Annotated in this window: 18 protein-coding genes; 13 read left to right on the top strand and 5 right to left on the bottom strand. The window is 65.1% G+C overall.

Annotated elements, in window-relative coordinates:
• Positions 1–92 precede the first annotated feature (92 nt).
• Positions 93–1274: a delta-9 fatty acid desaturase DesA gene (desA, locus tag JFY56_RS13200; protein WP_208314205.1), complete on the bottom strand. Its 1182-nt coding sequence runs from the start codon at positions 1272–1274 to the stop codon at positions 93–95.
• Between the two features lie 165 nt (positions 1275–1439).
• On the opposite strand from desA, the gene JFY56_RS13195 reads away from it, so the two are divergent.
• The 6 genes from JFY56_RS13195 to JFY56_RS13170 all read left to right on the top strand — a co-directional run bounded on the left by JFY56_RS13195 (position 1440) and on the right by JFY56_RS13170 (position 7997).
• Positions 1440–3734, top strand: coding sequence for a putative bifunctional diguanylate cyclase/phosphodiesterase (locus JFY56_RS13195; protein ID WP_208314204.1), 2295 nt, complete (start codon positions 1440–1442; stop codon positions 3732–3734).
• A 93-nt stretch (positions 3735–3827) separates the two neighbouring features.
• Positions 3828–4010, top strand: coding sequence for a sulfur starvation response protein OscA (gene oscA / locus JFY56_RS13190; protein WP_208314203.1), 183 nt, complete (start codon positions 3828–3830; stop codon positions 4008–4010).
• Positions 4011–4172: 162 nt separating this feature from the next.
• On the top strand, positions 4173–5183 hold the full coding sequence (locus JFY56_RS13185; protein WP_208314202.1) for a sulfate ABC transporter substrate-binding protein: 1011 nt from the start codon (positions 4173–4175) through the stop codon (positions 5181–5183).
• 119 nt (positions 5184–5302) lie between these two features.
• Positions 5303–6121, top strand: a complete 819-nt coding sequence (cysT, locus tag JFY56_RS13180) for a sulfate ABC transporter permease subunit CysT (RefSeq protein WP_208314201.1) — start codon at positions 5303–5305, stop codon at positions 6119–6121.
• Positions 6122–6131: 10 nt separating this feature from the next.
• Positions 6132–7004, top strand: a complete 873-nt coding sequence (gene cysW, locus JFY56_RS13175; protein WP_208314200.1) for a sulfate ABC transporter permease subunit CysW — start codon at positions 6132–6134, stop codon at positions 7002–7004.
• Between the two features lie 3 nt (positions 7005–7007).
• Positions 7008–7997: a sulfate/molybdate ABC transporter ATP-binding protein gene (locus tag JFY56_RS13170; protein WP_208314199.1), complete on the top strand. Its 990-nt coding sequence runs from the start codon at positions 7008–7010 to the stop codon at positions 7995–7997.
• 130 nt (positions 7998–8127) lie between these two features.
• Here JFY56_RS13170 and JFY56_RS13165 read toward each other — a convergent pair whose 3' ends face one another.
• Positions 8128–8691, bottom strand: a complete 564-nt coding sequence (locus JFY56_RS13165; RefSeq protein ID WP_208314198.1) for a TetR/AcrR family transcriptional regulator — start codon at positions 8689–8691, stop codon at positions 8128–8130.
• 89 nt (positions 8692–8780) lie between these two features.
• Here JFY56_RS13165 and JFY56_RS13160 point away from each other — a divergent pair, with 89 nt between their 5' ends.
• Entirely contained in the window at positions 8781–9512 is a 732-nt protein-coding gene (locus JFY56_RS13160) for an SDR family oxidoreductase (RefSeq protein WP_208314197.1), read from the top strand.
• A 169-nt stretch (positions 9513–9681) separates the two neighbouring features.
• Entirely contained in the window at positions 9682–10272 is a 591-nt protein-coding gene (locus JFY56_RS13155; RefSeq protein ID WP_208314196.1) for a 2-hydroxychromene-2-carboxylate isomerase, read from the top strand.
• Between the two features lie 74 nt (positions 10273–10346).
• Here the strand turns inward: JFY56_RS13155 and JFY56_RS13150 are convergent, their stop codons facing one another.
• On the bottom strand, positions 10347–10871 hold the full coding sequence (locus JFY56_RS13150; protein WP_208314195.1) for an Mpo1 family 2-hydroxy fatty acid dioxygenase: 525 nt from the start codon (positions 10869–10871) through the stop codon (positions 10347–10349).
• A 74-nt stretch (positions 10872–10945) separates the two neighbouring features.
• Between JFY56_RS13150 and JFY56_RS13145 the strand changes: the two genes are divergently transcribed.
• Together JFY56_RS13145 and JFY56_RS13140 are read left to right on the top strand one after the other, a co-directional pair.
• Positions 10946–11641 carry a Crp/Fnr family transcriptional regulator gene (locus JFY56_RS13145; RefSeq protein ID WP_208314194.1) on the top strand — a complete coding sequence of 232 codons (696 nt, stop codon included), beginning with the start codon at positions 10946–10948 and terminating at the stop codon, positions 11639–11641.
• A 284-nt stretch (positions 11642–11925) separates the two neighbouring features.
• A complete protein-coding gene (locus JFY56_RS13140; RefSeq protein WP_208314193.1) occupies positions 11926–12705 on the top strand; it encodes a hypothetical protein in 780 nt (259 codons plus the stop codon).
• Between the two features lie 9 nt (positions 12706–12714).
• Here the strand turns inward: JFY56_RS13140 and ppk2 are convergent, their stop codons facing one another.
• Together ppk2 and JFY56_RS13130 are read right to left on the bottom strand one after the other, a co-directional pair.
• Entirely contained in the window at positions 12715–13710 is a 996-nt protein-coding gene (ppk2, locus tag JFY56_RS13135; RefSeq protein WP_208314192.1) for a polyphosphate kinase 2, read from the bottom strand.
• Between the two features lie 91 nt (positions 13711–13801).
• Complete coding sequence (locus JFY56_RS13130) at positions 13802–14785, bottom strand: magnesium transporter CorA family protein (protein ID WP_208314191.1); 984 nt, start codon at positions 14783–14785, stop codon at positions 13802–13804.
• Between the two features lie 84 nt (positions 14786–14869).
• Between JFY56_RS13130 and JFY56_RS13125 the strand changes: the two genes are divergently transcribed.
• The 3 genes from JFY56_RS13125 (at position 14870) to JFY56_RS13115 (ending at position 18720) form a co-directional block, all read left to right on the top strand.
• Positions 14870–15142: a hypothetical protein gene (locus JFY56_RS13125; RefSeq protein ID WP_208314190.1), complete on the top strand. Its 273-nt coding sequence runs from the start codon at positions 14870–14872 to the stop codon at positions 15140–15142.
• A 64-nt stretch (positions 15143–15206) separates the two neighbouring features.
• Positions 15207–15443 carry a TIGR02647 family protein gene (locus tag JFY56_RS13120; RefSeq protein ID WP_208314189.1) on the top strand — a complete coding sequence of 79 codons (237 nt, stop codon included), beginning with the start codon at positions 15207–15209 and terminating at the stop codon, positions 15441–15443.
• 427 nt (positions 15444–15870) lie between these two features.
• Positions 15871–18720, top strand: coding sequence for a class I adenylate cyclase (locus JFY56_RS13115; RefSeq protein ID WP_208314188.1), 2850 nt, complete (start codon positions 15871–15873; stop codon positions 18718–18720).
• Positions 18721–18756 lie beyond the last annotated feature (36 nt).

The raw sequence follows: 18756 nt of genomic DNA, 5'->3' as shown, positions 1-18756 counted from the left end.
GGTGATATGACCCTTACTTAGATAGTCGGTTGCAGCGGAAACGAAAAGCCCGCCAAAAAAGGCGGGCTTCCCGGGGACGACGCGGCTGGCTGTCAGTTGGCCGGGCGCAGCGAGTAGGTTTTCAGTTGCGCGGCGAAATCATGCAGCGACTGGATGCCGCTGGCTTCCGCCTCCTGCACCCACTGCTTGATCGCTCCCAGCATGTCGTGGCCGTTGGCGCTGGTCTTGGCCCAGATCTGCTGCAACGCCAGGCGCTTCTCGTAGATCACCTGCAACGCCTGGCTCTGCGCCAGCAGATCCTGGATGCGCGCCTGCTGGCGCTCCTCCAGCAGGCTGGTCTCCCGCGACAGCAGGCGCTTGCCGCGACGGAACAGGTGACGCACCGACTCGTCGGCCTTGGCCAGTTCCTGCTTGACCAGCGGCCCGATCACCAGCTTGCGGTACTGCGCCATGATCTGGAAGCGGTTGTTGAGGATGGCCATGGCGGTATCCATGTCCAGGCTGCCCTTGCCCTCGACCCGGTGGGCGATGGGCGCGACGCGCGCCACCTTGGCCAGGCGCAGGAAGCAGAACAGCTTGATCCACGCCCAGCCCATGTCGAACTCCCACTTCTTCACCGACAGCTTGGCGGAGTTCGGGTAGGTGTGATGGTTGTTGTGCAGCTCCTCGCCGCCGATCAGGATGCCCCACGGCACCAGGTTGGTAGCGGCGTCGCGGCATTCGAAATTGCGATAGCCGACGGCATGGCCCAGGCCATTGACGACGCCGGCGGCCCATACTGGAATCCACATCATCTGCACGGCCCAGACGGTCAGGCCGAGCGCGCCGAACAGCGCCAGATCGATGATCGCCATCAGGGTCACCCCAGCGATCGGGAAGCGAGAATAGACGTTCCGCTCCAGCCAGTCGTCCGGGCAGTTCTTGCCGTAGATGCGCAGGGTTTCGGCGTTCTTCGCCTCTTCCTGATACAGTTCGGCGCCCTTGCGCAGGACCGTACCCAGCCCCTTGTAGATCGGGCTGTGCGGATCATCGGCGGTTTCGCACTTGGCGTGGTGCTTGCGGTGGATGGCGGTCCACTCGCGGGTGTTCATCGCCGTGGTCAGCCACAGCCAGAAGCGGAAGAAATGCTGCAGCGCGGGATGCAGCTCGAGCGAGCGGTGCGCCGAATAGCGATGCAGGTAGACAGTGACGCTGACGATCGTGACGTGGGTCAGGATCAGCGTGACCACTACCAGTTGCCATGGCGACAGGTCGAGGAAACCGTTGTACCACATGGAAGGTAATGAACCTCGGAAGCGTATGGAAAAGTGGCATCACAGAGACGGCCAGTTCGCATTATCACTAAGGAAGCGGGGAAAACCATCCGGTCTTTTTGATACGAATTGCGAAATATCGGCTCCCTCTATACTGACAACCGAATATCTCCCGGCAAGCGCCCCATGCGTCCACACCTGAGCGCCCTCCGAATCTGTCTGATCTACCTGGTCCTGGCCATTTCCTGGGTATTGCTCAGCGAGCATTTCCTGCAGCTGCGCTTTGGCGACTCGGACGAATACCTGAAATGGATGAGCGAGAAGAAGTACCTGTTCCTGGCCGTCACGGCAGCCATCCTGTATGTCCTCCTGCTCCGCCAGTTCAAGCGCCAGGCAGCCGCCTACGCCGCCATGGAGCAGAGCGAGCAACGCCTGAACCGCGCGCTCGAAGCAGTCGAGGACGGCATCTGGGACTGGGACCTGCGCACCAACAAAGTGTTCTACTCGCCGGGCTTCGCGAGACTGTTCGGCCTGCCCCGCGAAAGCCTCAGCGACGAATACGAACTCTGGGAAAGCCGCCTGCACCCGGAGGATCGCGAAGCGACCCTGGCCGCCCATCAGGCCCACCTGGCGGGCGATACGCCGCAGCTGGACTGCGTGTACCGGCTGCTGCATACCGACGGCAGCTATCGCTGGATCCATTCCCGCGGCCGGGTGATCCGCGATGAAAGCGGCGAACCGCTGCGCATGACCGGCGTCTGCAGCGACATTACCGACCAGCGCAGCAAGGACGATTACCTGCGCCAAGCCGCGGCGGTCTTCGAGACCACCCAGGAAGGCCTGCTGGTGACCGACCTGCAGGGCACGATCGTGCACGTCAACCCGTCCTTCACCCGCATCACCGGCTACAGCGCGGACGAGGTGCTCGGCCACGACCCATCGATGCTCAAGTCCGGACGCCAGGACGCCACCTTCTACAAGGCCATGTGGCATGCCCTGCTCAGTGAAGGCGCCTGGAACGGCGAAATCTGGAACCGGCGCAAGAGCGGCGAGGTGTACCCGCAGTGGCAGCACATTCGCGCGGTGTACAACGAGCAGGGCCAGCTCACCCATTACGTCGCGCTGTTCTCCGATCTCAGCAACGTGAAGCGCTCGCAGAAGGAGCTGGAGTTCCTCGTCCACCGCGACCCCCTCACCGGCCTGCCCAACCGCCTGCTGCTGCGCGAGCGCATCGAGCAGGCGATGGCCCACGCCGAAATCGAGCGCGGCAGCGGCGCCCTGCTGGTGCTCGACCTCGATCATTTCAAGCACATCAACGACAGCCTCGGGCATGCCGCCGGCGACCTGCTGATCAAGGCCGTGGCCGAACGCCTGCGGGAGTGCCTGGACGAAAACAGCTCGCTGGCCCGCCTGGGTGCCGACGAATTCGCCGTGGTCCTGCGCAGCCAGCACGAATACCACGCCAGCCGGACGGCCCAGCGCCTGCTGGAGGCCATGCACGACCCGTTCTACGTCGACGGCAACCCGATCTACATGTCCGTCAGCCTGGGCGTCAGCCTCTATCCGGACGACGCGCAGGACGTCGACCACCTGCTGCAGCATGCCGACGCCGCGCTGTTCCAGGCCAAGGCCAGCGGACGCAACGCCTACGCCTTCTATACCCCGGAGCTGACCGCCCGGGCGCATTCCCACGTGCAGGTGGAAGCCGCCCTGCGCCAGGCGCTCGAACGCGACGAGCTGCGGGTCTTCTTCCAGCCGGTGCATGAGATCGCCAGCGGCCGGGTGGTCGGGGCCGAGGCGCTGGTTCGCTGGCAGCATCCCCATCTCGGCATGGTTCCGCCCGGCATGTTCATTCCGGTGGCGGAAGAAAGCGGGCTGATCACCTCGATCGACGCCTGGGTGCTGCAACAGGCCTGCCGGCAGATCCGCTCCTGGCTCGACCAGGGGATCGCCCTCGACTTCGTCGCGGTCAACCTTTCCAGCCGCCTGTTCAACCGCGGCGGGCTGATGCAGCGGGTGGAAAGCGTCCTCAAGGAAACCGGGCTGCCGGCGCATTACCTGGAACTGGAAGTGACCGAAAGCGCGGTCATGCAGAATGTCGACCAGGCGCTGCAACAGCTTTCCCAGCTGCGCATGCTGGGCGTGCGCCTGGCGATCGACGATTTCGGCACCGGCTATTCGTCGCTGATGCGCCTGAAGAAGATGCCGGTGCACAAGCTGAAGATCGACCAGGGCTTCATCGCCGGCCTGCCGGACGACAGCGAGGATGCGGCGATCGCCTGCGCGGTGATCGCCCTGGCCCACAGCATGGGGCTCAAGGTCGTCGCCGAGGGGGTCGAGCACGCCGATCAGGCTGCCTTCCTCCGCGAATATGCCTGCGACATGGGCCAGGGTTACTGGTATGGCCGTCCACGGCCCGCCAGCGAGATGAACTGGCAGAGCAAGGCGGAAGTCACCGATCTAGGCGAATATAAGAATTAAGAATATAAAAATTATAAAACAGTATTTTTCAGAATAAATACCCTCTGTTTAAGATGCGCTCACGCTGATAGCAACCTCACAAGGAGCACAACAATGAGCGCAACCCTCCGCAGCCTGGACGGCCAGGATGCCGCCAGCATCCTCCGCGAAGTCCAGAGCGCCCTGAACGGCCTGCGTTTCGGCGCGGTGGAAATCACCGTGCACAACGGCCAGGTGGTCCAGATCGAGCGCAAGGAAAAATTCCGCCTCCAGCAACCCGCCGGAAAACAGGCCTGAGCCTTCCCGACCTCGACTGGACAACCGGAGAGCCGTCTTGAACGCCCTGTCGCCTGCCAATCCTCGCCGGTACTGCAGCTGTCGACCGCAAGCAGCGATGCGCGGTTGATACCTCCATACAAAACAGCCAACACAAAACAATCGATTTTTCAGGAGCTGCACATGTCCATTCGTCGTTTCGCCCTGGCCGCGCTGGCCGGAGCCCTGGTTTCCACCCTGGTCGCCGGCCCGGTCGCCGCCGCCACGCAATTGCTCAACGTTTCCTACGACCCCACTCGCGAGCTGTACCAGGCCTATAACGCGGCCTTCGCCAAGCACTGGAAAGATCAGGGCGGCGACGAGCTGAAAGTGCAGCAGTCCCATGGCGGCTCCGGCAAGCAGGCCCGCGCGGTGATCGACGGCCTGAAGGCCGACGTGGTGACCCTGGCCCTGGCCGGCGATATCGACGAACTGAACAAGCTCGGCAAACTGCTGCCCGCCGACTGGCAGGCGCGCCTGCCGGACAACAGCACCCCCTACACCTCGACCATCGTGTTCCTGGTGCGCAAGGACAACCCGAAGAACATCAAGGACTGGGGCGACCTCACCAAGGAAGGCGTGGAAGTCATCACGCCCAACCCGAAAACCTCCGGCGGCGCCCGCTGGAACTTCCTCGCCGCCTGGGCCTGGGCGAAGAAGCAGTACGGCAGTGACGAGAAGGCCGAGGCCTACGTCAAGGACCTGTACAAGCATGTGCCGGTTCTCGACACTGGCGCCCGCGGCTCGACCATCACCTTCGTCAACAACAACATCGGCGACGTGCTGCTGGCCTGGGAGAACGAAGCGTTCCTGGCGAAGAAGGAACAGGGCGGGGAAAACTTCGAGATCGTCGTGCCGTCGCTGTCCATCCTCGCCGAACCGCCGGTCGCGGTGGTCGACAAGGTGGTCGACAAGAAAGGCACCCGCAAGGTCGCCGAGGAATACCTGAAGTACCTGTACAGCGAAGAAGGCCAGCGCATCGCCGCGCAGAACTTCTACCGCCCGCGCAACGAGAAGGTCGCTGCCGAGTTCGCCCAGCAGTTCCCGAAACTCAACCTGGTGACCATCGACAAGGACTTCGGTGGCTGGAAGGAAGCCCAGCCCAAGTTCTTCAACGACGGCGGCATCTTCGACAAGATCTACCAGGCGCATTGAAAGCAGCCGCAGACTGCGGAAAAAACGGCTACCGGCCGCTGAGAGGCGACCGGTAGCTTCATGGTGAGAGTGAACCCGGCAGGACTCGACCGCCGGGCAACACAGAAGAAGGACGGACAATGTCACGCCGTATTTCCCCGGTCATACCCGGCTTCGGGCTGACTCTGGGGTACACCCTGGTGTATCTCAGCCTGTTGGTGCTGATTCCGCTGGGGGCCATGTTCCTCAAGACCACCCAGCTTTCCTGGGACCAGTTCTGGACCATCATCACCGCTCCACGCGTGCTCGCCGCGCTGAAGCTCAGCTTCGGTGCGGCGCTCGTCGCTGCGCTGATCAACGGCGTGATCGGCACGCTGCTGGCCTGGGTGCTGGTGCGCTACGAGTTCCCCGGGCGCAAGATCATCGACGCGATGATCGACCTGCCCTTCGCCCTGCCCACCGCCGTCGCCGGCATCGCCCTCACCGCGCTGTACGCGCCGGCCGGTCTGGTCGGCAGGGTCGCCGGCGAGTTCGGCCTGAAGATCGCCTACACCCAGCTCGGCATCACCCTGGCGCTGACCTTCGTGGTCCTGCCCTTCGTGGTGCGCACGGTGCAGCCGGTACTCGCCGACATCCCCCGCGAAGTCGAAGAGGCCGCCGCCTGCCTCGGCGCCAAGCCGCTGCAGGTGTTCCGCCATGTGCTCCTGCCGGCCCTGCTGCCCGCCTGGCTGACCGGCTTCGCCCTGGCGTTCGCCCGTGGCATCGGCGAGTACGGCTCGGTGATCTTCATCGCCGGCAACATGCCGATGAAGACCGAAATCCTGCCGCTGCTGATCATGGTCAAGCTGGACCAGTACGACTACACCGGCGCCACCGCCATCGGCGTGCTGATGCTGGTGGTCGCCTTCGTCCTGCTGCTGCTGATCAACCTGCTGCAGCGCCGCATCGAAACCCCCTGAGGAGAGCGCCATGAGTTCTGCAACGCTTTCGGCCGCCTCCGCTGCCAACGCCGCCCGCCGCGGCAATCCCTGGGGCCGCCGCGCCCTGATCGTCCTGGCCTGGCTGGTGTTCGGCCTGTTCCTGCTGCTGCCGCTGTTCGTGGTGCTCAGCGAGGCACTGAAGATGGGCCTGGGCACCTTCTTCGAGTCGATCCTCGAACCCGATGCCCTCGCCGCGCTCAAGCTGACGCTGATCGCCGTGGCCATTTCGGTGCCGCTCAACGTGGTATTCGGCGTCGCCGCCGCCTGGTGCGTGACCAAGTTCGAGTTCCCCGGCAAGAGCGTGCTGGTGACCCTGATCGACCTGCCGTTCTCGGTCTCACCGGTGATCGCCGGTCTGATCTACGTGCTGCTGTTCGGCGCCCAGGGCTATTTCGGCGAGTGGCTGAGCGAGCATGACATCCAGATCGTCTTCGCCGTGCCCGGCATCGTCCTGGCCACCCTCTTCGTCACATTCCCCTTCGTCGCCCGCGAACTGATCCCGCTGATGCAGGAACAGGGCACCCAGGAGGAAGAGGCCGCGCGCCTGCTCGGCGCCAACGGCTGGCAGATGTTCTGGCACGTCACCCTGCCGAACATCAAATGGGGCCTGATCTACGGCGTAGTGCTGTGCACCGCGCGGGCGATGGGCGAGTTCGGCGCGGTATCGGTGGTCTCCGGGCACATCCGCGGCGTCACCAACACCCTGCCGCTGCACGTCGAGATCCTCTACAACGAATACAACCACGTCGCCGCCTTCAGCGTTGCCAGCCTGCTGCTGCTGATGGCCCTGGTCATCCTTCTGCTCAAGCAGTGGAGCGAATCCCGCATGTCCCGACTGAAAAGCAACGCTGACGAGGAGTAAGCCATGAGCATCGAAATCCGTAACGTCAGCAAGAACTTCCACGCCTTCAAGGCGCTGAACGACATCAACCTGGATATCAAGAGCGGCGAACTGGTCGCCCTGCTCGGCCCGTCCGGCTGCGGCAAGACCACCCTGCTGCGGATCATCGCCGGCCTGGAAACCCCGGACGCCGGGAACATCGTGTTCCATGGGGAAGACGTGAGTCAGCACGACGTGCGAGATCGCAACGTCGGCTTCGTGTTCCAGCACTACGCGCTGTTCCGCCACATGACGGTGTTCGACAACGTCGCCTTCGGCCTGCGCATGAAGCCGAAGAAGGAGCGCCCGAGCGAATCGCGGATCGCCGAGAAGGTCCACGAACTGCTGAACATGGTGCAGCTCGACTGGCTGTCCGACCGCTATCCGGAACAGCTCTCCGGCGGCCAGCGCCAGCGTATCGCCCTGGCCCGCGCGCTGGCGGTGGAACCGAAGATCCTGCTGCTAGACGAACCCTTCGGCGCCCTCGACGCCAAGGTGCGCAAGGAGCTGCGCCGCTGGCTGGCGCGCCTGCACGAGGAGATCAACCTGACCAGCGTGTTCGTCACCCACGATCAGGAAGAGGCGATGGAAGTCGCCGACCGCATCGTGGTGATGAACAAGGGCGTGATCGAGCAGATCGGCTCGCCCGGCGAGGTCTACGAGAATCCGGCGAGCGATTTCGTCTACCACTTCCTCGGCGACTCCAACCGCCTGCACCTGGGCGAGGACGAACACCTGCTGTTCCGCCCGCACGAAATCTCGCTGTCGCGCCACGCGGAAGCGGAACACCGTGCCGCCGAAGTCCGCGAAATCCGCCCGCTGGGCGCGATCACCCGGGTGACGCTGAAGGTCGAAGGCCAGGAAGAACTGATCGAGGCCGAAGTGGTGAAGGACCACGACAGCCTCAGCGGCCTGGCACGCGGCCAGACGCTCTACTTCAAGCCGAAGACCTACCAGCAGGCCGCCAGCCTCTGATGGGCTTGAACCGCGTGGGTATCGCTGCGCTCAACGCCACCCTGCAGGTGCCGTAGGTTGGCGCTGAGCTTGCGAAGCCCAACGGCGTGGTTGCCGGCGGGTGTTGGGCTTCGCTTCGCTCAGCACCAACCTACGGTCGCTCCAGCACCTCGGCGATCATCATCCGGCTTGCCTCGATGATTGCCTGCTGCGTTTCCTCGCTGGCGACCATCCGCGCCACCACCAGCGCGCCGACGCACTGGCTCAACAGCGCCCAGGCGCTCTGCTCCGAGCCCAGCACCTCCGCCCAGGCCTGCTGCAGTTTCACCAGCCAGTGTTCGGCGGTCTCGCGCACCGCCACATCCGCGCGGGCGATTTCCGCGCCCAGGCTCGGCAACAGGCAGCCTTTCTCCGGGTGCTGCACATGGCCCAGGTTCAGGTAACGCTGCAGGCAGCGCTCCAGCTTGTCGCGGCTGAACTCGCCCTTCTCGCCAGCCAGCATGCGTGCACTGTGGCTCAACTCATGGGCGACGACAGCGGCGAACAGCTCGTCCTTCGACGAGAAATGGCTGTAGAACGCACCGCCGGTAAGGCCGACCGCCTTCATCAGGCCATCGACGCCCGCAGTGGCGAACCCCCCGCGCTTGGCAATAGCCCCGCTGCTGTGCAGCAGGCGCTGGCGGGTGTCTTCCTTGTGGGTGGCTGAATAGCGCATCGGGCGCCTCCGCGGCATGACTTGACGAGTCTGGAAATCGTAGCATAACGTTCGTTTACCTAACGATCGTTTACCAAAGAGGGCGCGTCATGGATAACACCAAGAAAGTCGTGCTGGTTGTCGGCGCCGGCGATGCCACCGGCGGGGCCATCGCCCGCCGTTTCGCCCGCGAAGGCTATGTCGCCTGCGTCACCCGGCGTTCGGCGGACAAGCTGCAGCCGCTGGTGGACACGATCCGCGCCGAGGGCGGCGAAGCCCACGGCTTCGCCTCCGACGCGCGCAAGGAAGAGGACGTGGTCGAACTGGTCGAAACCATCGAGCGCGATATCGGCCCCATCGAAGCCTTCGTCTTCAACATCGGCGCCAACGTGCCCTGCAGCATCCTCGACGAGACCGCGCGCAAGTACTTCAAGATCTGGGAAATGGCCTGCTTCGCCGGCTTCCTCACTGGCCGCGAGGTGGCCAGGCGCATGGTCACCCGCCAGCGCGGCACCATCCTGTTCACCGGCGCCACCGCCGGACTGCGCGGCGCCGCCAATTTCGCCGCCTTCGCCGGCGCCAAGCACGGCATCCGCGCGCTGGCCCAGAGCATGGCGCGGGAACTCGGCCCGCGTGGCCTGCACGTGGCCCATGTGGTGGTCGACGGCGCCATCGACACCGAATTCATCCGCGACAACTTCCCGCAGAAATACGCACTGAAGGACCAGGCCGGCATCCTCGATCCCAAGCACATCGCCGAGAATTACTGGTATCTGCATACCCAGCCACGCGACGCCTGGACCTTCGAACTGGACCTGCGCCCCTGGATGGAGCCCTGGTAAACCGCGTAGGTTGGCGCTGAGCGCAGCGAAGCCCAACGATTGCCGGGCAGCGCTCCGTTGGGCTTCGCAAGCTCAGCACCAACCTACTGACACCACATCGTAGGATGGGTTGAGCACAGCGATACCCATCGGCCAACTCCTCCGCACCAGCCAAACCCGGAAAAACAACATGAACAAATCCGTAGAGTTCTTCTTCGACTTCGGCAGCCCCACCAGCTACCTGGCCTACACCCAGCTGCCGAAAATCTGCGCCGAAACCGGCGCCGACCTGATCTACCGGCCGATCCTGCTCGGCGGCATCTTCCAGGTCACCGGTAACGCCTCGCCGATCCAGATTCCGGCCAAGGGACGCTACATGCTGCTCGACATGCAGCGTTTCGCCGAGCGCTATGGCGTGCCGCTGAAGATGAACCCGGCATTCCCGATCAACACCCTGCTGCTGATGCGCGGCGCGGTAGCCGTGCAACTGCGCCAGCCGCAGCGCTTCGCGGACTATGTGCAAGCCGTGTATCACGCCATGTGGGTGGAACCGTGCAACCTCGGCGATCCGGCAGTACTGGGCGCCACGCTGGCAGCCGCCGGCTTCGATCCCCAGGAGCTGCTGGCCCTGACCGGCGAGCAGGAGATCAAGGACGCGCTGAAGGCGAATACCGAGGAAGCCGTCAAACGCGGGGCCTTCGGTGCGCCGACCATGTTCGTCGGCGAGCGGATGTTCTTCGGCCAGGACCGGCTGGACTTCGTCCGCGAAGCCCTCGTCTGACCGAGAACGAAAAAGGGCGGCAGCAGACCAGCCGCCCTTGTTGCTTCACGCCTGCACCGGCGAGCACCTGAGACTCAGGCGGTGGTTTTCCTGTCGCGAATACAGGTCGGGCCGGCGCGCTCTTCCACGGCGCGCCGCACTTCATCGCGCATGCCGAGCAGGAACGCCGCCTCGGCGACCACGAACAGCGGCCCGACGATCAGGCCGGTCAGATCGTCGACGAAGGCCGGCTTGCGCCCCTCGTACCAGTGGCCGACGAACTGGATGATCCAGCCGACCACGAACAGTCCCAGCCCCCAGCCCAGCCACGTCGCGGTCGAGGCCGCCGCCAGGCCGGCGCCGATCCACAGCGAGATGGCCAGCAATACCAGCATCGCCACGCCGAAGCGCCGGTCCAGGCGCAGGTAGAAGATTGCCGCCGCCAGCGACAGCAAGGTCGCCGGCGCCAGGGTCAGGCCGGCCAGCTGGATGCCGGGCCGGGACAGCAGCACGGCGATGGCGAGCACGATCATGGGAATGCCGATGAAATGAGTGACGATGTTGCGGCGGTCACGGTGGTAGGCGGCGTACTGGGCGAGGTGGTCGACTAGGGTTTTCATTGTTGTTCTCCCTGAAGGTGCCGGCATGATGGCATGCTCCTACTTTCCCACTCTGTCGGCTGGATGACAAAGCCATGTCTGAGGCAATTTCCTTCATCCCGCGCATTTCCAATGGCCGCTGGTTCCGCGCGCTGCCCGACGGCCTGCGCGATGCACTGGGCGAGTTCGCCGTGGTGCGCCGCCTGCCAGCCGGGCAATGCCTGTTCAGCCGCGGCGACGCGCCGTGCGGCCTGTATTGCGTGGTCGAAGGCGCGGTGCGCATCGGCGTGGTCGGTGCGAATGGCAAGGAAGCCCTGCTCGGCCTGATCGAGCCGCCCAACTGGTTCGGCGAAATCTGTCTGTTCGATGGCCAGGCACGCACCCATGACGCCTTCGCCGAGCGTCCGACGACGCTCCTGCAGATTCCCCAGGCCGCGCTGCTCCGGCTGCTCGATCAGCATCCGGAATACTGGCGCGAACTGGGCCTGCTGATGAGCCATAAGCTGCGCATGCTTTTCGGTGTACTGGAAGCGCATTCGCTGCTGCCCGCCGCGCCACGTCTGGCCCGGCGCCTGCTCCTGATCGCCGAGGGCTACGGCGGCGCCAGCATCGGCCGGCGCGAGCTGAACCTGCCGCAGGAACAGCTCGCGTCCATGCTCTCGCTGTCGCGGCAGACCACCAACCAGATCCTCAAGGAGCTGGAAGCCAGGGGCATCCTGCGTCTCGGCTACGGCACCATCGAGATCGTCGACCACGCAGGATTGTGCGACGCCGCACAGAACCCGGGCTAACGGGTAGGAGATTCACCCTTTTGGAGGGTTGTATGCTGCCGTGCCAGCGTTAGCCTAGGAAATCTCCACATCCGTAGGAAATCTCAGCAGGAAGAAACGCTCTTGCTGATGGGGGAAGGATTCCACGACGCAGGACCGATGCCGCATCCAGTGCGGTATTCGGTGGGTTCGAACCGGCCAGGGACAGCCGGCGCGCGCTCGAAATCGCCCATGCCCGGCAACTTGGGGTATGTCCAGACCAGGCCTCCGGCGGCTCAAACAATAACAATAGGGAAACTCCCGCCATGCTCAGAAAGTCCTTTCTGTTCCATGCGTTACTGTTCTGTCTCGCACTCTTCAGCCAAGCGGCCCACGCCAGTCTCTCTCCCGAGGAGCAGCAACTGCAGAACATGCAGGTCTCGGCCTGCCAGTCGATCAGCAGCCTGCTGCTGTATCGCGGCGAAGGCTTCCAGGAAAAGCACCTCACGCAGATGAAAAGCGACCTCGCCGCGCTGGGGAGCGCGGTGAACGGCTATGCACAAGCGGATGAAGGCCTGAAACGCAAATACCAGGAGCTCGCGAACATGGTCGAGCAGGGCGCCGCCTTCGGCCAGGGCGAGGACGATGTACCCTGGCGCTATACCAGGGACCTCAGCCACGCGCTGCTCGGCTTCCTTGCCCAGGTCGAGCGCTTCGTGCCGGCCGGCGATCCGCAGCAACCGCCGACCTGGCAACTGCCGGCCCGCCTGGAGTTCGTCACGGTCCTGTACCTGGGGCGTTCCTATGTGGGCAACCTGGAGATCGCCCGGGAGAATCCCCAGGTCTATTTCGGCCAGGACGAGAGCATGCTGGTGCCGGTGCTCGACCAGGGTATCAACCAGCTCATCGCCAGCGGCCCGGAGGGGACTTCGACCAAGAAGCTGCAGAGCCGCTGGGAGTACCTGAAAAGTGCCCTGCGCGATCTGGACAGCAAGGCCAATTCGCCAGTCACCCTCTCGGGGCGGCCCTGGGCGCCGATCATCGTCGAGCGCAACGCTCGCGCGCTGTCGTCGCAGATGATGCAGGCCGGCAACCAGGGCCAGTGACGCACCGGGTCAGGCGGGGACCGCCAGTTCGCTTTCGGCGGCTGCCTTCGGCGAGTCCCCGCGCTCCATCAGCGACGCGCGCCCCACCAGCATGCCATCGGGCGCGCTGGCGACCTTCGGGTCCTTGCCCGGGTAGTCCAGCGTATGCAGGAAGTGGCGGATGCAGTTGATCCGCGCGCGCTTCTTGTCGTCGGACTTGACGGTGATCCACGGCGCATCGGCGGTATCGGTGTGGAAGAACATGGCTTCCTTGGCCTGGGTGTAGTCGTCCCACTTGTCCAGCGACTGGATGTCGATGGGCGACAGCTTCCAGTGCTTGAGCGGGTCGTCGCGGCGCGAAACGAAGCGGCGCAGCTGTTCCTCGCGGCTGACCGAGAACCAGTACTTGAACAGGTGGATGCCGTTGCGCACCAGCATGCGCTCCAGTTCCGGCGCCTGCTGCATGAACTCCAGGTACTCGCGCGGCGTGCAGAAGCCCATCACCCGCTCGACGCCGGCGCGGTTGTACCAGGAGCGGTCGAAGAACACCATTTCCCCGGCCGTCGGCAGATGCTGGATGTAGCGCTGGAAGTACCACTGGCCGCGCTCGGCATCGCTGGGCTTCTCCAGCGCCACCACCCGTGCGCCGCGTGGGTTGAGATGTTCCATGAAGCGCTTGATGGTGCCGCCCTTGCCCGCCGCGTCGCGCCCTTCGAACAGCACGACGACGCGCTGCCCGGTTTCCTTGACCCAGTTCTGCACCTTGAGCAACTCCACCTGCAGCTGCGCCTTGAGCTTCTCGTACTCCTTGCGTTGCAGGCGCCCGCTGTACGGGTAGCCGGCCGGCAGCTTCGCCGAGGTGGAGTCCTCGTTGCTGCCGTGCGGCGCCAGCGCCACCTTGCGGGCTACGGGGCCGTCGCTGATCCGGCGGATTTCCTCGCCGCCCGAATTGAGCGGCTGCTGGGCCTCCACGTCGACGGCCGGTTCGACAGGTGTGACGGGATCGATGCGTTCGGATTGGGGCATGGCATTCTCCTGTGTGGGTGAAAACTCCTCCCACCCACTCTATGCCTGCCCCCCGGACCGGCCTTGACTCGCATCAAGCGGCGCCGGGCGCCTACAGCCAGCCTTTGTACTTGAACCACAGGTACGGCAGGATCGCCGAAACCACCATCATCACCAGCGCCATCGGATAGCCCACCGGCCAGAGCAACTCGGGCATGTGCTTGAAGTTCATGCCATAGACGGTGCCGACCAGCGTCGGCGGCAGGAACAGCACGGCGGCGATGGAAAACACCTTGATGATGCTGTTCTGCTCGATATTGATCAGGCCGAGGGTGGCGTCGAGCAGGAAGGTCATCTCGCTGGACATCTTCGACAGGTATTCGCTGAGCGATCGCACGTCGCGCTCCACCGACTTCATGCCGAGCCGCGCCTCCTCGCTGACCCAGCCGTTGCCGCCCTGGCGGAAGTAGCCCAGCGGCCGGCTGATGCTGAGCAGGCTCTCGTTGAGCTTGGACAACAGCGAGTTGCTGCGCCCCAGGTGCTTGACGATCTGCTGCAGGTCGGACTTCGGTACGCGCTTGCCGCCCGCGCCCGGCGGAGGCTCGGCGAAGATCTCCCGTGACAGGGTGTCGAGCTGCCCCTGCACGGTCTCCAGCACATCGGCGATGCGGTCGACGATGCAGTCCATCAGCGTGACGAACAGCAGGTCGCCAGCCGGCCGGCAACCGCCGCGCTGGGTACGGTTGGCGAAGGTCTGGAACGACAGCAGGTCGGTGTAGCGCACGGTGACCAGCCACTTCGGCGTCAGCACGCAGGTGACTTCCTCCGTGCTCGGCCGGTGCTCGCGAATGCCGCTCACCGCCGTGGTGGTCATGTACAGGGCGCCGCGGCTCTCGTAGAAGCGCGAGGAGTCCTCGATCTCGGCCATTTCCTCGCGGGTCGGCACGTCCACTTCGAGCAGCGATTCGAGCAGGCGCTCTTCCTCGGCGGTCGGCTGGTACAGGTCGATCCACAGGGTTCCCGGCGGCAGGCCGCCCTGCGTGTCGCCCAGATGGCGCTGCAGACGGTCGCCGACGAGGGTGTAATAGGTGATCATGTGCTCCGACAGTCCTTCCGTAGCCGCTGGCCTTGCAGGTTGGACAACTTCCACGCGGCACACAACCCCATCCGGAGATTCGCCATGAGCGAGAACAACGACAGCGAAGAGTCCTTCGCCGAGGAAAAGCTGGTCCAGGCCATCGAGAACCAGATCGAAAGCGACTCGCCGCCCGCGGCCCGCGCCGTGTTCAACAAGCTGACCCTGGTCGGCTACGAGCGCGAGGACGCCCTGCGCATGATGGCCATCGTGCTGGCCTACGAGATCGAAGCCATGCTGCGCGACGACCGCGCGTTCGACGGCGCCTGGTACGAGCAGGCCCTGCGCGCCCTGCCGGAACTGCCCGGCGAAGAATGACCCTTGCGGGGGATACCGGCGATGGGGCTACACTGCAGCGACACTCGACCATCAAGGAGTCGCCATGGCCTTCACGCATGAACTGGTTGCAGAACTTGAACTTCTCGCGCTTTTCGACCTGGATAACAGCAAGGCCGGCCTGAAAGTGCACCATGATGCTTCGCCCAAGGCAGTCGAGGCAGCGCAACGCCTGCATGCCAAGGGCCTGATCGACCAGCCCGACGGCGGCTACCTGACCAGCCTCGGTCTCGACGCCGCCGAACATGCCCAGGTGCTGCTGGGTATCCTCAAACCCGCCTGATCCCCCTACGCTCGACCTTCCGGCACGGCGCCGTTCGCTCGCAGGCCAGTCCCTGCGGCCTACTGCGCCGACTGCCGGCATTAGGGTCTGTTGACGTCTCGTTCCGAACCGCGTTGCTGCGACAAATGGCGCCAGGCTAGGCGCGGGACGCAGGGAATGGTCGCTCCCTTGCCAAGTCCCGCAACGACGCATGGCGCCATTTGCCGCGCAACCCGAAGGGACGGGCCTGTTTTTGCGCGGTGCCGCGTTGCTCGTCGTTCATTTGGAATGCCAAACCACTCTCCTCGCGCCTTGCCCCGCGCAAAAACAGGCTCCGTCGCGGCCGGAACGAGACGTCAACAGACCCTAAAGCTTCCTGCATTCTGGGCGATATAGTGGCCACCCCACGGCGCCGCGGCGCGACGCCGGACTCCCATTTCGGCAGGCCATGACGCTCACCCACGAGATTCGCCCGAACAGCGAAGACGGCATCGACCGCAAGGCCCTGGCGCAACTGCGCGGGCGCTTCCTGGCGCTCAACGAGCAACGCCGGCAGCGCGCCAGCGAGGCCCTGTCGTCGCGCCAGCGCCTGGTCCTGCGCCTGCTGCCGCTGCTGCTCGACGTCAATCACCCGCTGCTGCCCGGCTACGTCTCGGCGAACACGCCGGCGGGACTCTGCGGCTTCGTGCCGGATGATGAACTGCTGGCCGAGGCCCAGCGCCTGACCCGCTCGTTCAGCTACAAGCTGCGCCGCGGCAATCCGTCGCTGCCGATCCACGGCCTGTTCCTGATGGGCAGCCTGGGCAGCGTGGCCCAGGCCGAACACAGCGACCTCGACCTCTGGGTCTGCCACAGTCCGGATCTCGACGCGCCGGCGCGCGCCGAACTGCGGCGCAAGTGCGATCTGCTGGAACAGTGGGCGAGCACCCAGGGCGCCGAGGTGCACTGCTTTCTCATCGACCCGCAGCGCTTCGTCCGCGAGGAACGCGAGGCCCGGCTGACCTCCGAGGATTGCGGCAGCAGCCAGCACTATCTGCTGCTCGACGAGTTCTACCGCACGGCGATCTGGCTGGGCGGGCGCACGCCGCTGTGGTGGCTGGTGCCGGTCTACGAGGAAGCGCGCTACGCCGAATACATCGACACCCTGCTGCGCAAGCGCTTCATCGATGCCGACGAGGTGCTCGACCTCGGCCATCTGGCGCGCGTTCCCGCCAGCGAATTCATCGGCGCCGGCATGTGGCAGCTGTACAAGGGCATGGAGTCGCCCTACAAGTCGGTGCTCAAGCTGCTGCTCACCGAGGCCTATGCCAGCCAGCACCCGCAGGTCGAATGCCTGAGCCTGCGGCTCAAGGCCCGGGTCTACGCCGGGCAACTGGACCTGGACGAGCTCGACCCCTACGTGATGCTCTATCGCCGGCTGGAGGAATACCTCAGCGCCGGTGGCGAGCGTGAGCGCCTGGAACTGGTCCGCCGCTGCCTGTACCTGAAGGTCGGCAAGAGGCTCAGCCGCCGCCCTTCCAACGCCGGCAGGAGCTGGCAACGCAAGCTGATGGAACGCCTGACCGGCGAATGGGGCTGGGACACGCGCGCACTCGACCTGCTCGACAGCCGCGACCAGTGGAAAGTCCGCCAGGTACAGCTGGAGCGCCGCGCGCTGGTCAACGAGCTGACCCACAGCTACCGCTTCCTGTCCCGCTTCGCCCGCCTGCAGCAGGCCGGCAAGGGCATCAACAATCGTGACCTGGGCATCCTCGGCCGGCGCCTGTACGCGGCCTTCGAACGCAAGGCGGGCAAGGTCGAGTTCGTCAACCCGGGCATCGCCCCGGACCTCGGCGAAGGCGTCCTGACCCTGGCCCGCCAGCAGGCCGGCGAAGCAGGCGGCCAGCCGTTCTGGGCGCTGTATGGCGGCAGCCTGAAGGCGAAGGAGCTGAGCAACTTCGCGCCGCTGAAGCGCGCCCATGGCCTGCTCGAACTGCTGGCCTGGAGCCACCGCAACGGTATCGTCGATAGCGGCACCCGGCTTTCCCTGCATCCCGGCGACAGCGATCTCTGCGACAACGAACTGGCGCAACTGCTCGCCAGCCTGCAGCAGACCTTCCCGCTGCCGCTGGCGGAAATCCCGGAGCGCGCCCTGCTCAGCAGCAGCGTGCCGGACAGCGTGCTGATCCTGGTGAACGTCGGCGTCGACCCGCTGCCGCAGCACAGCCAGCTGAACCGCCACCTGACCAGCGGGCGCACCGATGCGCTGGATTATTCCGGCATGCGCGACAACCTGGTGCTGACTCTCGACCAGATCACCCTGAACAGCTGGAACGAGCTGCTGGTCAACCGCTACAGCGGCCCGCACGCGCTGCTCGACTGCCTGCGCGACTACCTCAATGCGCTGCCAGCCGGCGCTCCGCCGCCGCGCCTGCAGGTGCGCTGCTTCTGCCGCAACCGTGCGACGACCATCGCCCAGCGCGTCGAACAGCTGTTCGGCGAGGTGGTCGGCCAGTTCCTCAGCGGCAGGCGCGGGCGCTATCTGCTGCAGATCCGCCAGCACTTCCACCTGCTCGACCTGCAACCGGGCGCGGTGGACTACCGGGTGTTCGACGACCTGCCCGCGCTGGTCGAACGGCTCGGCGAAGAACGCAGCGAGTTCAGCCCGCTGCATCTCGATAGCGGCGCGCTGCATGGCGACGACCTGGCGCTGATCCTGCCGCTCGGCCAGGCCGGCTGCATCCAGGTGTTCTACCGCCTCGACGAAGGCCGGGCCGAGCTGAGCGTGCTGGACGAGCACAACTCGCTATGGCGCTGGCGCCAGGCCTGCGACAACGAGCACGGCCTGCTGGTGCCGCTGCAACGCTTCCTGCAGGCCGTGCATTTCCGGCGCAACGCGGAGGTCCCCCTGGGCGAGGCGCAGGCCCAGCCCGTGCCGGAAATCCGCTACTACGAAGTGCTGCCCCCCGGCCGTCAGCGCGCCCTGCGCGTCGAGCGCCGTGGCGTCACCCAGGGCCTGGAGACGCTGCCGTACTACAACGTGCAGGCGATCATCGAACCGGGCGAAGGCCAGCGCAGCCATATCACGCTGTATTGCGATCACCAGGAATTTTCCGAGCTGGAATATGGCGATCAGCTGTTCCAGGCGGTCGCCCGGCATATCCTCGCCCGGCGTCGCGGGCAGGAGCGTTATCCGTGCTACATCACCGACCTGGACCTGTCGGCGCTGAAGGACGAGAGCCGCCTGCAGACCCTGCATTACCTGCGCTACAAGCGACGCCTGGAAGCGGCACTGAACCGGGCGCTGGCCGAGGCGTAAGAAGGGACGCCCCTCGCACGTCACAGGCGAGGGGCA

The organism is Pseudomonas schmalbachii (genome assembly GCF_017589465.1).
Taxonomy (GTDB): Bacteria; Pseudomonadota; Gammaproteobacteria; order Pseudomonadales; family Pseudomonadaceae; genus Pseudomonas; species Pseudomonas schmalbachii.
The sequence above is the reverse complement of the archived record's forward strand: the minus strand, read 5'-3'. Positions and strand labels throughout refer to the sequence as shown.

Excerpts from the sequence above, each read along its gene's own strand:
- JFY56_RS13160 (WP_208314197.1), top strand. The coding sequence starts at position 8,781 with ATGGATAACACCAAGAAAGTCGTGCTGGTTGTCGGCGCCGGCGATGCC.
- JFY56_RS13130 (WP_208314191.1), bottom strand. The coding sequence starts at position 14,785 with ATGATCACCTATTACACCCTCGTCGGCGACCGTCTGCAGCGCCATCTG.
- JFY56_RS13185 (WP_208314202.1), top strand. The coding sequence starts at position 4,173 with ATGTCCATTCGTCGTTTCGCCCTGGCCGCGCTGGCCGGAGCCCTGGTT.
- cysW (WP_208314200.1), top strand. The coding sequence starts at position 6,132 with ATGAGTTCTGCAACGCTTTCGGCCGCCTCCGCTGCCAACGCCGCCCGC.
- JFY56_RS13125 (WP_208314190.1), top strand. The coding sequence starts at position 14,870 with ATGAGCGAGAACAACGACAGCGAAGAGTCCTTCGCCGAGGAAAAGCTG.
- JFY56_RS13165 (WP_208314198.1), bottom strand. The coding sequence starts at position 8,691 with ATGCGCTATTCAGCCACCCACAAGGAAGACACCCGCCAGCGCCTGCTG.
- JFY56_RS13150 (WP_208314195.1), bottom strand. The coding sequence starts at position 10,871 with ATGAAAACCCTAGTCGACCACCTCGCCCAGTACGCCGCCTACCACCGT.
- oscA (WP_208314203.1), top strand. The coding sequence starts at position 3,828 with ATGAGCGCAACCCTCCGCAGCCTGGACGGCCAGGATGCCGCCAGCATC.
- JFY56_RS13120 (WP_208314189.1), top strand. The coding sequence starts at position 15,207 with ATGGCCTTCACGCATGAACTGGTTGCAGAACTTGAACTTCTCGCGCTT.
- JFY56_RS13140 (WP_208314193.1), top strand. The coding sequence starts at position 11,926 with ATGCTCAGAAAGTCCTTTCTGTTCCATGCGTTACTGTTCTGTCTCGCA.
- JFY56_RS13145 (WP_208314194.1), top strand. The coding sequence starts at position 10,946 with ATGTCTGAGGCAATTTCCTTCATCCCGCGCATTTCCAATGGCCGCTGG.
- JFY56_RS13195 (WP_208314204.1), top strand. The coding sequence starts at position 1,440 with ATGCGTCCACACCTGAGCGCCCTCCGAATCTGTCTGATCTACCTGGTC.
- ppk2 (WP_208314192.1), bottom strand. The coding sequence starts at position 13,710 with ATGCCCCAATCCGAACGCATCGATCCCGTCACACCTGTCGAACCGGCC.
- cysT (WP_208314201.1), top strand. The coding sequence starts at position 5,303 with ATGTCACGCCGTATTTCCCCGGTCATACCCGGCTTCGGGCTGACTCTG.
- JFY56_RS13170 (WP_208314199.1), top strand. The coding sequence starts at position 7,008 with ATGAGCATCGAAATCCGTAACGTCAGCAAGAACTTCCACGCCTTCAAG.
- JFY56_RS13115 (WP_208314188.1), top strand. The coding sequence starts at position 15,871 with ATGACGCTCACCCACGAGATTCGCCCGAACAGCGAAGACGGCATCGAC.
- desA (WP_208314205.1), bottom strand. The coding sequence starts at position 1,274 with ATGTGGTACAACGGTTTCCTCGACCTGTCGCCATGGCAACTGGTAGTG.
- JFY56_RS13155 (WP_208314196.1), top strand. The coding sequence starts at position 9,682 with ATGAACAAATCCGTAGAGTTCTTCTTCGACTTCGGCAGCCCCACCAGC.